Annotated in this window: 13 protein-coding genes and 1 pseudogene; 8 read left to right on the top strand and 6 right to left on the bottom strand. The window is 33.2% G+C overall.

Annotated features, from left to right (window positions below):
- Nucleotides 1-306 precede the first annotated feature (306 nt).
- The 3 genes from ACWA1B_RS08310 to ACWA1B_RS08300 all read right to left on the bottom strand — a co-directional run bounded on the left by ACWA1B_RS08310 (nucleotide 307) and on the right by ACWA1B_RS08300 (nucleotide 3,367).
- Nucleotides 307-2,214, bottom strand: coding sequence for a DEAD/DEAH box helicase (locus ACWA1B_RS08310; protein WP_456905836.1), 1,908 nt, complete (start codon nucleotides 2,212-2,214; stop codon nucleotides 307-309).
- Nucleotides 2,215-2,418: 204 nt separating this feature from the next.
- A complete protein-coding gene (locus ACWA1B_RS08305) occupies nucleotides 2,419-2,997 on the bottom strand; it encodes a non-canonical purine NTP diphosphatase (RefSeq protein WP_456905834.1) in 579 nt (192 codons plus the stop codon).
- Complete coding sequence (locus ACWA1B_RS08300) at nucleotides 2,969-3,367, bottom strand: ribosomal maturation YjgA family protein (RefSeq protein WP_456905832.1); 399 nt, start codon at nucleotides 3,365-3,367, stop codon at nucleotides 2,969-2,971. Before ACWA1B_RS08300 ends, ACWA1B_RS08305 begins: the two co-directional genes overlap by 29 nt.
- Nucleotides 3,368-3,491: 124 nt before the next feature.
- Here ACWA1B_RS08300 and ACWA1B_RS08295 point away from each other — a divergent pair, with 124 nt between their 5' ends.
- The 3 genes from ACWA1B_RS08295 to ACWA1B_RS08285 all read left to right on the top strand — a co-directional run bounded on the left by ACWA1B_RS08295 (nucleotide 3,492) and on the right by ACWA1B_RS08285 (nucleotide 5,730).
- Complete coding sequence (locus ACWA1B_RS08295) at nucleotides 3,492-4,670, top strand: glycoside hydrolase family 88 protein (protein ID WP_456905830.1); 1,179 nt, start codon at nucleotides 3,492-3,494, stop codon at nucleotides 4,668-4,670.
- A 10-nt stretch (nucleotides 4,671-4,680) separates the two neighbouring features.
- Nucleotides 4,681-5,082 carry a hypothetical protein gene (locus ACWA1B_RS08290; RefSeq protein ID WP_035648801.1) on the top strand — a complete coding sequence of 134 codons (402 nt, stop codon included), beginning with the start codon at nucleotides 4,681-4,683 and terminating at the stop codon, nucleotides 5,080-5,082.
- Between the two features lie 210 nt (nucleotides 5,083-5,292).
- Complete coding sequence (locus ACWA1B_RS08285) at nucleotides 5,293-5,730, top strand: hypothetical protein (RefSeq protein ID WP_456905827.1); 438 nt, start codon at nucleotides 5,293-5,295, stop codon at nucleotides 5,728-5,730.
- A 78-nt stretch (nucleotides 5,731-5,808) separates the two neighbouring features.
- On the opposite strand, the gene ACWA1B_RS08280 is transcribed toward ACWA1B_RS08285, so the two are convergent.
- Nucleotides 5,809-7,323 (bottom strand): FMN-binding glutamate synthase family protein, encoded by a 1,515-nt coding sequence (locus tag ACWA1B_RS08280; RefSeq protein ID WP_456905825.1) that lies wholly within the window; start codon nucleotides 7,321-7,323, stop codon nucleotides 5,809-5,811.
- A 37-nt stretch (nucleotides 7,324-7,360) separates the two neighbouring features.
- The gene (locus tag ACWA1B_RS08275; protein ID WP_035648795.1) at nucleotides 7,361-8,140 is read right to left on the bottom strand and encodes an NYN domain-containing protein; all 780 of its coding nucleotides are present in this window, start codon (nucleotides 8,138-8,140) and stop codon (nucleotides 7,361-7,363) included.
- A 200-nt stretch (nucleotides 8,141-8,340) separates the two neighbouring features.
- Between ACWA1B_RS08275 and ACWA1B_RS08270 the strand changes: the two genes are divergently transcribed.
- From ACWA1B_RS08270 to ACWA1B_RS08250, 5 genes and pseudogenes are all read left to right on the top strand, one after another.
- Complete coding sequence (locus ACWA1B_RS08270; RefSeq protein WP_456905823.1) at nucleotides 8,341-8,787, top strand: RrF2 family transcriptional regulator; 447 nt, start codon at nucleotides 8,341-8,343, stop codon at nucleotides 8,785-8,787.
- 45 nt (nucleotides 8,788-8,832) lie between these two features.
- Nucleotides 8,833-9,360, top strand: a complete 528-nt coding sequence (locus ACWA1B_RS08265; protein WP_456905821.1) for a plastocyanin/azurin family copper-binding protein — start codon at nucleotides 8,833-8,835, stop codon at nucleotides 9,358-9,360.
- A gap of 393 nt (nucleotides 9,361-9,753) precedes the next feature.
- Nucleotides 9,754-10,124: pseudogene (locus tag ACWA1B_RS08260) on the top strand (DUF542 domain-containing protein); the annotation flags it as partial.
- A 225-nt stretch (nucleotides 10,125-10,349) separates the two neighbouring features.
- Nucleotides 10,350-11,609, top strand: coding sequence for an aminotransferase class I/II-fold pyridoxal phosphate-dependent enzyme (locus ACWA1B_RS08255; RefSeq protein ID WP_456905819.1), 1,260 nt, complete (start codon nucleotides 10,350-10,352; stop codon nucleotides 11,607-11,609).
- 123 nt (nucleotides 11,610-11,732) lie between these two features.
- Nucleotides 11,733-12,215: a hypothetical protein gene (locus tag ACWA1B_RS08250; protein WP_456905817.1), complete on the top strand. Its 483-nt coding sequence runs from the start codon at nucleotides 11,733-11,735 to the stop codon at nucleotides 12,213-12,215.
- A 92-nt stretch (nucleotides 12,216-12,307) separates the two neighbouring features.
- On the opposite strand, the gene ACWA1B_RS08245 is transcribed toward ACWA1B_RS08250, so the two are convergent.
- Complete coding sequence (locus tag ACWA1B_RS08245) at nucleotides 12,308-13,426, bottom strand: GTP cyclohydrolase (protein ID WP_456905815.1); 1,119 nt, start codon at nucleotides 13,424-13,426, stop codon at nucleotides 12,308-12,310.
- Nucleotides 13,427-13,433 lie beyond the last annotated feature (7 nt).

Raw genomic sequence — 13,433 nt, 5'->3', positions numbered from 1 at the left:
AAACTACTGCGTGCATTTCATATTTTTTTATTCAACATATAGAAACATAGATTTTATTTTTAGAAAAGTACTTAAAAAGAAACTAGTTTCTAATACATAGCCAACTATGTTTGTTTAAAACAAGTGAAATGCCTTTTTTACGCCTCCTAAATCTATGTTTCTATGTGTTTGAATTAATCGCACTCAACTGGTTTGCTTTTAGTAGTTAACTAAAAAGAGCCAAGGTGAAAATTCTTGGTATAAAAAAATCCCAAATTCCAATTATGTCTGGAATTTGGGATTTCATATTTATGAGATATTAAATAATTAATCTCTTCTTGGTCTTCTTGGTCTTGACGAATCGCCAAAACTTTCAGAACGTCTTGGAGCTCGGTCTGAACCACCTTCATTTCTTCTGAAACCACCTTCTCTTGGAGCAGAATTTCTTTCACCTCTGAATCCTCCGCCAGAACCTTCACGTCTTGGAGCTGAGTTTCTGTCGCTTCTGAATCCGCCACCAGAACCTTCACGTCTTGGAGCAAAGTTGCCTTCTCTTCTTGGTCCGCCAGAATTACGTCCACCACCACGGTTGTTGTGATCGCGTCTTCCGCCACCGTCGTTTTTAGAAATTTCAACATTAATACGACGTCCTTCTAACTGAACGTTGTTTAAGATTTCCATTACTTTATCAGTGTGCTCTGGATCAGTGTTAAAGAAAGAGAAACCTTCTTTTACATCCACTTTGAAAACGTCATCACGACCTAAGTCTAATGTTTCTTTCAAATAATCTTTAAGAGACATCCAATCGAAATTATCTCTTGAACCAATATTTACAAAATAACGAACTGCTCCATTATTATTGAATTCTCTTGGCTCTGAATCATTTCTTTCGCGTCTTTCTCCTGAAGAAGATTGAGCAGAAATATCTCTGTTCTTTTTATAGTAAGCAATAAAACGGTTAAATTCTACTGAAACCATTTTTTTAATCAATTCTTCTTTAGATAAATCTTCAAGAACGTTGTTGATTGCCGGCAAGTAGTTGTCAATTTCGTGATCAACTTCGGTATCTTTAATTTTGTTTGCTAAGTGCAATAATTGAATTTCGCAGATTTCAATTCCAGATGGAATAGTTTTTTCTTCGAATTTTTGTTTGATGATTCTTTCAATAGAAGAAATTTTACGCAACTCGCTTTTTGTAACAATAACAATAGAAGTTCCTAATTTTCCAGCTCTACCAGTACGACCAGAACGGTGGTTGTACGTTTCGATTTCATCAGGTAATTGGTAGTTTACAACGTGTGTTACGTTATCAACGTCAATACCACGTGCAGCAACGTCAGTAGCAACTAGCATCTGAATTTGTCTTCCACGGAAAGATTTCATTACACCATCACGCTGTGCCTGAGATAAATCTCCGTGTAACGCAGCAGCACTATATCCATCTTCAATTAATTTTTCAGCAATAGCCTGAGTGTCTCTTTTTGTACGACAGAAAACTACTGAGAAAATATCCGGATTAGCATCAGCTAAACGCTTTAGAGCTTCGTAACGATCACGAGCATTTACTAAGTAAAATTCGTGAGAAACTGTTGCAGAACCTGAGTTCTTTGTTCCAACAGTAATTTCTACTGGGTCGCTCATAAATTGTTTTGCAATTCTGGCAACCTCTTGCGGCATAGTTGCAGAGAACAACCATGTGCTTTTTTGATCTGGTGTATCTGATAAGATAGATACGATGTCTTCATAGAATCCCATGTTCAACATCTCATCAGCCTCATCAAGAATACAGTAATCTATATTTTTAATGTTAACTAAGCCTCTGTTGATCATGTCTTGCATTCTCCCCGGAGTAGCTACAATAATTTGTGCCCCTCTTTTAATCTCTCTGGCTTGCTCTGTAATACTAGCCCCGCCGTAAACTGCTACCACGTTAATACCTTTTTCGTATTTTGAGTAGTTTTTAAGTTCGTTGGTAATCTGTAAACAAAGTTCTCGTGTTGGCGATAAAACTAATGCTTGTGTGTTTCTATTGTCAGCATCAATTTTTTGAATTAGCGGAAAACCGAAAGCTGCTGTTTTCCCTGTCCCTGTCTGAGCCAACGCAACCATATCTGTGTCTTTTTCCAATAATAGGGGAATCGCTTTCTCCTGTACTTCTGACGGATTCTCAAATCCTAGATCTAAAATCGCCTTCAGTAACGATTCATTCAATCCTAATTGTTCAAATTTATTCATATATGTATTTAAAATAGGGTGCAAAATTACTGTTAATTATTCAGATAAACTAATGCTATTTTAAGAATTATGTATTTCTTATGATTTGATAATCAAAAAGTTATGTTTATCTTGAAATCATTTTTTTAGATGAACGAAGAATTTTCGGAAAAATAACGCCGTGAAATATAAATTTTCGCTTCTAAAATGTTGTATTTTAAACAATTATTTTATTGTGTTCAGAAAATCAATGAGTTGCTGGGTTGCTTTTCCTCGATGTCCAATTTTATTTTTGGTTTCCAATGGCAGTTCGGCAAAAGTTTCTGTATAATTTTCTGGCTGAAAAATAGGATCATATCCAAAACCTTGAGTGCCAGTTTTATTAAAAGTAATTTCTCCTTTTGCAATTCCGGTAAAAAGATGCTGCTTTTCGTTTAAATTTAATGCAATAACGGTTTTGAACTGTGCACTTCGGTCGGATTTGTCTTTTAAGGCATCTAAAAGTTTATTCATATTATCGTCGGCATTTTTTTGTTCGCCCGCATATCTAGCTGAATAAACTCCAGGCTCTCCATTTAAGGCTTTAACTTCCAATCCCGTATCATCGGCAAAACAATCATAGCCATATTTTTCGGTTACATAATTAGCTTTCAAAATGGCGTTTCCTTCAATTGTTTCTGCAGTTTCCGGGATTTCTTCATGGCAGCCAATATCTTCTAAACTTAATAATTGTATTGAGCCTTTTAGTATGCTTTGAATTTCCTTGATTTTATTTTTATTGTTTGATGCGAAAACGAGTTTCATATATAGTATTTTTTAAAATAGTTTTTTCGATTAAAAAAATGAATAGTATTCCGAATGTATAAGCTAAAATATCGGACCATAAAAAGCCCTGACCTAAAACATATCGCCCAAAAAGTGTTTTTCTGAGTTCAATAATCCATTGTGCTTCATAAAGCTGTAAAAGTTCGATTGCATAGCAAATCAATAAAGAAAGAATTGCAATTTGAATGGATTTTTTATTGATTAGTATACTTCGTGCCAAAACATAAATCATTACAGCATAAAGAAAATCACCAATCCATAAAGGTACAAATGAAATTTTTCTTGAGATGATTCCAAGAAAAATAATTAATAAGAATAGAATGAAATATTGAAATCGGGATTTTTTCAAACTTAGATTTATGTTGGTAGGATTAGTCCTTTTTTGGGTAAACAAAAATACAAAGATTCGGATAGGTTTACTTTATTTTATAAATTTATCGATTCAAAAAAACTATTTATCTAAAAATAACCACATGAATGTAAAAATTTTTACTTTGATTTCCGCTTTATTTTTGCTTGGAAATCAGAGTTATGCTCAAAAAGGAAATTCGTTTAATGTTAAAAATCAATTAAACTATTGTGCTGAACAGGCTTCAAAAACATTAAAAGTGATTCCGAATGACGGAACTTCACCACGAACAGTTCCAAATGGTAGTAACGAATGGAAGTTTGTTGGTTATAAAGATTGGACGAGCGGATTTTGGCCAGGAGAATTGTGGTATTTATATGAAGCAACAGGAGATAAAAAGTGGGAAAAAGAAGCCGATAAATTCAGCCGATTTTTAACACCTTTATCTGTGAGCAAAGCTGGAGATCATGATTTAGGTTTTCAGGTTTTCAATAGTTTTGGAAACGGATATCGTTTGACAAAAAATAAGGAATACAAAGAAATTATTCTAAAAACGGCGGATACATTAGCCACACTGTTTAATCCAAAAGTGGGAACAATTCAGTCTTGGCCTCATAATAAAATGGGCGGTCATAATACCATTATTGACAACATGATGAACTTAGAAATGCTTTTTTGGGCATCTAAAAATGGAGGAAGTAAAAAATTATACGATATTGCTGTGAAGCATGCAGAAACAACAATGAACAATCATTTTAGACCTGATTATACTTCATACCATGTTGTAATTTATGATTATGAAACAGGGAAAAAGATAAAAGGAAGAACGGCTCAGGGATACAGTGATGACAGTATGTGGGCGAGAGGTCAGGCATGGGGTATTTATGGATTTACAATGGTTTACAGAGAAACAAAAGATCCTAAATTTTTAGATTTTGCACATAAAATAACCCGAGTTTATCTGGATAAATTAACAACAGAAGATTTGATTCCCTACTGGGATTTTAACGCGCCAGATATTCCAAATGCTCCGAGAGATGCTTCTGCGGCTGCAATTGTGTCTTCGGCTCTTTTAGAGTTGAGTGCTTATACAAAAGATAAAAATCTGAAAAAAGAATATCTGACAAAAGCTAAAAAAATGATCGTTTCGCTTTCAGACAATTATCAGAGCCGTGATGTTAATTCGGCGTTTTTGCTTCATTCAACAGGTCATAAACCAGCGGGAAGCGAAATTGATTGTTCTATTAACTACGCAGATTATTACTATCTTGAAGCGCTTTTAAGACTTCAAAAAATAAAATAATTTTAAAACTATGAAAAGAATAAGCCAAATTTTATCAGCAATTATAATTGTATTGATGTTGGTGAGTTGCAAAAATGCCAAACAAAAATTGCAGGAATACGTTGCGGCATATAATGCAGCGGCACCAAGTTTTAAAGCAGATAATGTTACGTTGACAACTGCTAGAGGTTATATTAATGATGATAAAATCGAATTGAGATTTGAGACTGGTTTGGAGCAAAATAAAGCAAATATGATGGCTGGCGATATGGCGTTTTCGAAACTATTAAAAGAAATGATAAATAAAAATCAGATTCCAAAAGATTTGGTTGAAGAAGGAATTCGGTTTGATGCTTATTTTTTAGCTAATGACAATACAGTACTTTCAAAAAAGATTATCGACAAAGAATCTATTTCGGAAATATTAAAATAAAGGAATTCCTGATATATCAGGCATTTCAAAATAATCTAGAACCTTTTTATGTTTTTAAAGAGGTTTTTTTATTTAATGTATTTAGTCTGATTTGTTTGCAGTGTATTTGTAATCAAATAATTACTAATTTTATTTTTTTACTACAATGTTGTTTTTGTGTTATAAGTTTGTTATGTTTGAGTTAAAAAATAACCAAAAACCTAAAAAATTATGAAAAAAATTACCCAAATCGCATTTGCATTTATTTTAATTTTAGTACTGGCCAGTTGTAAAAATACGAAGCAAAAAATTCAGGAGCACGTTAGCAATTACAATACGACAGCTTCTATAAAAGGAGGAAATGTTGTATCGACTAGCGCGAAAGCATTTTTAAATGACAATAAAATTGAAATTAGAATTGAAACAGATTTAGAAGGTACTGAAGAAAACAGATTAGCTTATCAGCAGACTTTCCCTAGTTTGCTTGCAGAAATGATTAAAAATGATCAAATCTCTAAAGAGTTAATTGAAGAAGGTGTAAAGTTTGATGTATATTTTATCTCTTATAATAATGTCATTCTGGCAAAACAATTAGTTGATAAAGAAGAATTAGCAACTATAGAAGGTTCTGAAGGTGCTGAAAACGGAAAAGAAACTGCAAAATTGTAATGCCTGGAGAATAAAATTACTTTTAAAAATAGATAAAATTTAAAAAGCCTCTCAGATTATTCAAAGAGGCTTTTTAGTTTAATTTCTTTTGGTAACGTTTGTTAAGTTATCGGGGAAATATAGTTCTGATAAATTGGTAAACTCATCGCCTCGCATAAAGATATTGATATCAACATCTGCAAAAGAAGTTTTTCCGGCAGCGGCCAAAAGTTCATTTGCCGAATGAAGTGTGTTTTTATGGAAATGATATACACGCTCTGATTTATCGGTAACAACCAAGCCTTTCATCAACATTTTGTTTTGCGTTGCAACTCCGGTAGGGCATTCATTATTATGACAACGCAATGCCTGAATACAACCTAACGAGAACATAAAACCTCGCGCGCTGTTGCACATATCAGCACCTAGAGCAACTGCATGTAAAATTGAATATCCCGAAATAATTTTTCCGCTTCCAATAATTCTGATTTTATCTCTGATGTTTAATCCAATTAGCGTTTTATTGACAAAAATTAAAGCAGGTTCAAATGGCATTCCAACGCCATCGGCAAATTCTAGTGGTGCGGCGCCTGTTCCTCCCTCGGCTCCGTCAACGGTAATAAAGTCAGGATAAATATCCTCGGCAATCATTTCGTGGCAAATCGCTTCAAATTCTGCTGTATTTCCAATACATAACTTAAATCCGATTGGTTTTCCGTTCGATAAATCACGTAATTTTTTTATAAAATGGATTAAGCCTTTAGCATCAGAAAATGCATGATGACCAGGAGGAGAAAGAATCATGGTATGTGGCTGAACACCTCTTATCTTGGCAATTTGTTCGGTATTTTTAGCCGCCGGAAGCACACCACCATGACCTGGTTTTGCTCCTTGTGAAAGTTTGATTTCGATCATTTTTACGTTTGGAAGATTGGCTTTTTCCGCAAAATTTTCGGGACTGAAATTCCCTTCTGCGTCTCTGCATCCAAAATATCCTGTACCAATCTGCCAGGTAATATCACCACCTCCAGCCAAGTGGAATTCGGTTAAACCACCTTCACCAGTGTTTTGATAAAAATTTCCTTTTTGTGCACCAATATTTATGGCACGAACAGCATGTTCGCTCAACGAACCGAAACTCATTGCCGATACATTAAATAAAGAAGCCGAATAAGGTTGTTTGCAATCTTTTCCGCCAACTAAAACACGAGGAAGTTCTTCATTGACTTTTGCTGGAAAAATAGAATGTTTAATTCCTTCGTAGCTTTCTGTATTTAAATTTTGCTGTGTACCAAATGGCGTGCTCGAATCTATATTTTTGGCTCTTTGATAGACTAAAGAACGTTGGTTTCTTGAGAAGGGTTTTCCATCTGTTGATCTTTCGATAAAATATTGCTGGATTTCCGGGGCAATCATTTCAAATAAATATCGGAAATAGCCCAAAACCGGAAAGTTTCTTAAAATAGCATGTTTTTCTTGTGATGCATTATAAACTCCAACGATTAGGAGTATAGGAAGAATGATAACAAGTAAAAATCCACGACCAGTGTAAAAATAAATTGCGGCAACAATTAGAAACAATAAGAATCCGTAAATGAAGAATTTTTTTCTCATGTTTTAAAAAAATTTAATAGATAATAAATGCGATAATTTAGGTGAATCGCAAACGTACATAAACGTGCTTGATTCCTTTTTTGTCCGATTCTCTTTCGTCGATTTCAAGAAAATCTGTCAATGATTTCAGCATTGGCGTAAGTTTGGAATAACCATAATTTCTTGGGTCAAATTCTGGTTTTTTCTTTACAATCAAATTTCCAACATCACCTAAAAAAGCCCATCCATCATCATCTTCTAAGTCTTCAATTGTAGTTTCGATCAATTCAATAGTTTGTTTGTCCACTTTATGTAAAGCTTTTTCTGCAGGTTTTTCAACTGGTTTTTTAGTGTCTGCTACGGCTGTTTTAGGTTTTTTCTTCTGAGTTGCACCATCCAGAACTTCGATGTAAATAAAACGGTCACAGGCTACAATGAAGGAGTTTGGTGTTTTCTTTTCACCTATACCAATGACTTTCATGCCCGATTCTCTTAAACGAATCGCTAAACGTGTAAAATCACTGTCGCTGGAAACAATACAAAAACCATCTAATTTTCCGGAATACAGCAAATCCATTGCATCAATTATCAAAGCGGAGTCTGATGAATTTTTCCCAACTGTATAACTATATTGTTGAATAGGAGTAATGGCATGTTCGAGTAAAACGCCTTTCCAGCCATTTGCATTTGGTTTTGTCCAGTCGGCATAAATTCGTTTTGTAGTTGGGGTTCCCAGTTTTGCAATTTCTTCCATCATACCTTTTACATTGCTGTAGGGAACATTATCGGCGTCTATAAGAACAGCTAATTTTAAATCTTTTGAAGTGCTGAATGCCATTATTTCGATATTAGAAAATTAAGTATCTCAAAGTTAAAATTAAAATTTGTTTTTATATGGTTTTAGTTCCGAATTAGTGTTTTTGATCTCCTTAATTATTTTGGTTATAAATAAGTTTGTCCATTTATAAAATCAATTAAAGATAAATCTGTCTTTTATTGTAAACCTTTATATCTTTGTAAGGAATTAATAAAAGAGATATGTTTTCAAAAGCGTGTGAGTACGGAATTAGAGCTTCTATTTTTATTGCTACAAATTCTTCAAAAGGAATTAGGGTTGGAATAAAAGATGTTGCTAAAGAAATTGATTCGCCAGAACCATTTACTGCCAAGATTATGCAGATTTTGACCAAAAACGGAATCATTCATTCGGCCAAAGGAGTCGGAGGCGGTTTTGAAGTTTCGAATGAAGCCGTAAAAACAATTAAATTAATTCAGATCGTCGATGCAATTGACGGCGATAAAATTTACCGAGGCTGTGGAATTGGATTAAAAGAATGTTCTGAAGCTCACCCGTGTCCGGTTCATTTCGAATTTAAAAAAATTAGAGAACTTCTTCATGAAATGCTTTCAAAAACAACTTTAGAACAACTTGCTTCCGGTGTAAAAAAAGGAGATTTTTTTCTCAAAACATTAAATTTAGAATAAATAGCAACTACTATAAAACGATTAACATTTAATTATTATCATAAAATGAATACAAAAACCAAAATTTCTATACTAATCCTGATGGGATTTTTAGCAGTTACTTCTTGCGGTAAAAAAGAAACACCTCCGGCTGATCAAACAGAAACGACTGAACCATCTACAGAAGGAGAAAAAGCACCAGTAACACCAGCAGCTGAAGAAAATGTACTACTCATTGAAGGAAATGACCAGATGCAATATAATGTAAACGAACTAAAAGCCGTTGCTGGAAAACCAATCAAATTGACTTTGAAACATGTTGGGAAAATCCCAAAAGAAGCAATGGGACACAATTTAGTGATTTTACAAGAAGGAACTGATCAGGCTGCTTTTGCTTTAAAAGCAAATGATGCCAAAGCAACAGATTATATTCCGGAATCTGAAAAAGCTTCAATTATCGCTCACACTAAATTGTTGGGTGGCGGAGAAGAAGATACAATCGAGTTTACAATTGATAAAAAAGGATCTTATCCATTCATTTGCTCTTTTCCAGGTCACGTAGCAATGATGAAAGGTGTATTAATTGTTGAGTAAATAACAAAGACTCCAAATACTGAAAACAGGTTTGGAGTTTTTTTAAAAACCAATAAAAGATAAAAATATCTTTTATTGAATTAAGGTAAAATAAAAAGAGAAAAAAAATTATGGATTGTTTTTGCATTGGTAATGAGAACCAATTGTTATAATCTAGATACTGGTATTCTTGCCATTTCTGAAAACCGTTTTGCAAGCCAGTGAAAGCATTAATCACGGAATGTGATATGCCCGTTCATCAGAATTAATGCAACAGCCAGAAATGATTACACTTAAATGGCTTCATGCTATTAGAGATTCAATCTTCGGAATCGGGTTTATTACAATGGCTTGGTTTGTATTTGAACTGACATTAAAAAACAAAAAATAAAAACATACTTAAAATTGATTATCATGGAAAATTCAAAAAACAAAACAATAGGGTCCTTTGTAGCTGAGGATTTTAGAACAGCTGTAGTTTTTTCAAAATACAAAATAGATTTTTGCTGCAAAGGAAATATAACGGTTACTGAAGTTTGTGAAAAACAAAATATTGACGCTGATATTTTATTAGAAAATGTATTGCAGGTGGCACAATCAGAAAACAACGGAAGAATCGATTTTAATTCATGGCCTTAGGATTTATTGGTAGATTATATCGAAAAAATACATCACCGTTATGTGGAAGAAAAACAAATGTATTGCTGCCGTTTTTAGATAAATTATGCAAAGTGCACGGCGCTAGTAATCCTGAATTATTCAGAATTAATGAATTGTTTATTGGTTCTGTACAATAAAAGACTATTTTATCTTTTATTGTGATAAAAATCATGATTTGAGAACAACTATATACTTAAACTATAAAGGTTTGTGTTAATTGTGTATTATTTGTCTTGTTAAATATAGTCAGATGAATTATTTTCAATAAAAATAATTGAGGTTCTTCATTTTAAATTAATAATGATTATTTTTGCTCGCTGATTAAGTTAAAATTATTACTACACTATATTATGGTAAAAGATTTATTCGAGAGAATTCAGGACAATAAAGGACCTTTAGGAAAATGGGCTTCTCAAGCAGAGGGCTACTATGTTTTCCCAAAGTTAGAGGGTGAGTTGGGTCCTAGAATGACATTTCACGGAAAGAATATTTTAAACTGGAGTTTAAATGATTATTTAGGTTTAGCTAATCATCCAGAGGTTCGTAAAGCAGATACAGATGCCGCAATTCAGTTTGGTGCCGCTTATCCAATGGGAGCTCGTATGATGTCTGGACACACAACGTATCACGAACAATTAGAAAATGAATTGGCTGATTTCGTAATGAAAGAATCTGCTTATTTATTGAATTTTGGTTACCAGGGAATGGTTTCGATCATTGATGCTTTGGTAACAAAAAATGACATCATTGTATATGATGTTGATTCACATGCTTGTATCATTGATGGTGTTCGTTTGCATATGGGGAAACGTTTTACATACAAACACAATGATCTTGAAAGTATGGAAAAAAACCTGCAGCGTGCTACTAAAATGGCCGAAGAAACAGGAGGAGGTATCTTATTTATTACTGAAGGTGTTTTTGGAATGCGCGGACAGCAGGGGAAATTGAAAGAAATTGTTGCTATGAAGCAAAAATACAATTTCCGTTTATTAGTTGATGATGCACACGGTTTTGGTACACTTGGTAAAACAGGTGCCGGAGCTGGAGAAGAGCAGGGAGTTCAAGATGATATCGATGTTTACTTCTCTACTTTTGCAAAATCTATGGCTAATATTGGTGCTTTTGTGGCAGCTGATAAAACGGTAATTGATTATTTAAAATACAACTTGCGTTCTCAAATGTTTGCAAAAGCGTTGCCAATGATTCAGACAATTGGTTCATTAAAGCGTTTAGAATTGTTGCGTAATTCTTCTGCAATTAAAGACAAGCTTTGGGAAAACGTAAATGCATTGCAAAACGGTCTTAAAGAAAAAGGATTCAATATTGGAGATACAAATACTTGTATTACACCAGTTTATTTAGAAGGAAGTATTCCTGAGGCAATGGTAATGGTAAATGATTTGAGAGAAAACTACGGTATTTTCCTTTCGATTGTTGTTTATCCAGTTATTCCAAAAGGAATTATTTTGTTGAGAATGATCCCAACAGCTTCTCATACTCTTGCTGATATTGAGGAAACTTTAACTGCTTTTGAAGCAATTCGCGAGAAATTAGTTAACGGAACTTATAAAGAAATTGCAGAACGTACAACTGTTGACGTTTCATAAGTACTTATAAAATTAAATTCTCAGAAGTGGGAATTATGTAAAAAAATCCATTTGTTCTACGAATGGATTTTTTTTATTTGAGCTAACTTTATATCATAATCAACAAAATAAAAATGACAAATTATGAAAAAAGTAATAGCAATATCGGCTTTAGTTTTGACGATTTTGGTTTCTTGTAAAAAAGCAACTGATACTGAACCAGTTCAAATTGAGCCAAAAGCGCCAAAAGATGCCGAATTAGTAGAACCCGCAGGTGATCAATGTTATGCTTCCCGACAAAATGGAAATATAATTTTAATAAGTTTTAATGTCAATTCCCATCAAGAAGTTAATGGAAAACTAAGTTATAATTTAACTGGAAAAGATAAAAACGAAGGAACCTTAGTTGGTAATATGAAAGGTGATACTTTAGTTGGCGATTATACGTTTTTATCTGAAGGAGTTTCATCTGTAAGAGAAGTTGTTTTTCTGCAAAAAGACGGAGCTTTAATTGAAGGATATGGTGATGTGGTTTCAACAAATGATAGAGTTACTTTTAAAGATAAATCGAAATTAAAATTTGATGCAAAAAATACCTTGATTAAAGTTGACTGTAAAGTAGAATAAATATAGTTTATAAATTGAAAAATCCATTCGTTTGGGGCGAATGGATTTTTTTTATATGAAACTGATCATTAAAAACTGTTCTCTGATTATTTTTATAAGTTCTTCAAATACGTTTTTCTTTGGCAGTGAATTTTTGGATCAAAGTTTTTCCATAATAAATGAATCGCATTATTTTCTAATAATTCAGGAGTTCGGATGCAATTTCTAATTCCTTTTTCTGAAAAAGTCTTGTAATATTCGTCAAAAATTAATGCCGTAACGCCTTTATTCTGATAATCAGGATGAACGCCAATTAAGTAAAAAACAACATCTTTACTGTGTTTTTTAGCCTTCAACAATTGGAGAAAGCCAAACGGAAACAATTTTCCTTTTATTTTTTGCAAAGCTTCCGTAAAACTTGGCATTACAATACTAAAAGCTACCAAATTATCATCTTTATCGACAATAAACTTAATGTATTCAGGATTGATGAAACTGATGTATTTCTTTTTAAAATATTCTTTCTGAACATCTGAAATAGCGACGAAAGAGGCTAGTTTCTCATAAGATTCATTAAACAAATCAAACATTTTGTCTACGTGAGGCATAATGTCTTTTGTTTTAGTAAAATTTAGGGATCTTACTCCGTAACGTTTTTTGATTAGCTCCACAGCTTTCTGAAAAAACTCTGGTTTTACATTCGAAAAAGGGAAAATACTTTCGATATATTCTTTTTCTACCTGAAAACCTAATTGTTCAAGATGCGTGACATAATAAGGATGATTGTACCATGTAATCATAGTTCCAACTTGGTCGTAACCTTCCGTCAATACACCAACTTTATCTAAATTTGAAAAACCCATTGGGCCCTCAGCGTGTTCTAAATTGTGTTTTCGACCTAATTCAAAAACTTTTTCAAGCAAAGCTTTAGTTACTTCAATATCATCAATAATATCAAACCAGCCAAAACGTACTTTTCTTTTGTGCTGATTATTAACTTCAGCCCAATTAATGATAGCGGTTATGCGTCCAACAGGTTCATTATTTTTATATGCGATATAAAAATAAGCCTCTGCATTATCAAAAGCCGGGTTTTTGGTTTTATCAAAAGATTCCAATTCATCAGCAATAATAGGAGGTACCCAATAAGGACTGTCCTTATAAAGTGAAAAGGGGAATTTTATATATTCGGTTAATTCTTTTTTGGTTTTGGCTTCTTTTATTGTGATCATTAAGTTG

This window comes from Flavobacterium xizangense, assembly GCF_054075145.1.
The sequence above is the reverse complement of the archived record's forward strand: the minus strand, read 5'-3'. Positions and strand labels throughout refer to the sequence as shown.

What these genes read in the sequence shown, in the direction of transcription:
- ACWA1B_RS08265 (WP_456905821.1), top strand. Translation starts at nt 8,833, where the DNA reads ATGAATACAAAAACCAAAATTTCTATACTAATCCTGATGGGATTTTTA.
- ACWA1B_RS08310 (WP_456905836.1), bottom strand. Translation starts at nt 2,214, where the DNA reads ATGAATAAATTTGAACAATTAGGATTGAATGAATCGTTACTGAAGGCG.
- ACWA1B_RS08250 (WP_456905817.1), top strand. Translation starts at nt 11,733, where the DNA reads ATGAAAAAAGTAATAGCAATATCGGCTTTAGTTTTGACGATTTTGGTT.
- ACWA1B_RS08295 (WP_456905830.1), top strand. Translation starts at nt 3,492, where the DNA reads ATGAATGTAAAAATTTTTACTTTGATTTCCGCTTTATTTTTGCTTGGA.
- ACWA1B_RS08305 (WP_456905834.1), bottom strand. Translation starts at nt 2,997, where the DNA reads ATGAAACTCGTTTTCGCATCAAACAATAAAAATAAAATCAAGGAAATT.
- ACWA1B_RS08270 (WP_456905823.1), top strand. Translation starts at nt 8,341, where the DNA reads ATGTTTTCAAAAGCGTGTGAGTACGGAATTAGAGCTTCTATTTTTATT.
- ACWA1B_RS08280 (WP_456905825.1), bottom strand. Translation starts at nt 7,323, where the DNA reads ATGAGAAAAAAATTCTTCATTTACGGATTCTTATTGTTTCTAATTGTT.
- ACWA1B_RS08285 (WP_456905827.1), top strand. Translation starts at nt 5,293, where the DNA reads ATGAAAAAAATTACCCAAATCGCATTTGCATTTATTTTAATTTTAGTA.
- ACWA1B_RS08275 (WP_035648795.1), bottom strand. Translation starts at nt 8,140, where the DNA reads ATGGCATTCAGCACTTCAAAAGATTTAAAATTAGCTGTTCTTATAGAC.
- ACWA1B_RS08245 (WP_456905815.1), bottom strand. Translation starts at nt 13,426, where the DNA reads ATGATCACAATAAAAGAAGCCAAAACCAAAAAAGAATTAACCGAATAT.
- ACWA1B_RS08255 (WP_456905819.1), top strand. Translation starts at nt 10,350, where the DNA reads ATGGTAAAAGATTTATTCGAGAGAATTCAGGACAATAAAGGACCTTTA.
- ACWA1B_RS08290 (WP_035648801.1), top strand. Translation starts at nt 4,681, where the DNA reads ATGAAAAGAATAAGCCAAATTTTATCAGCAATTATAATTGTATTGATG.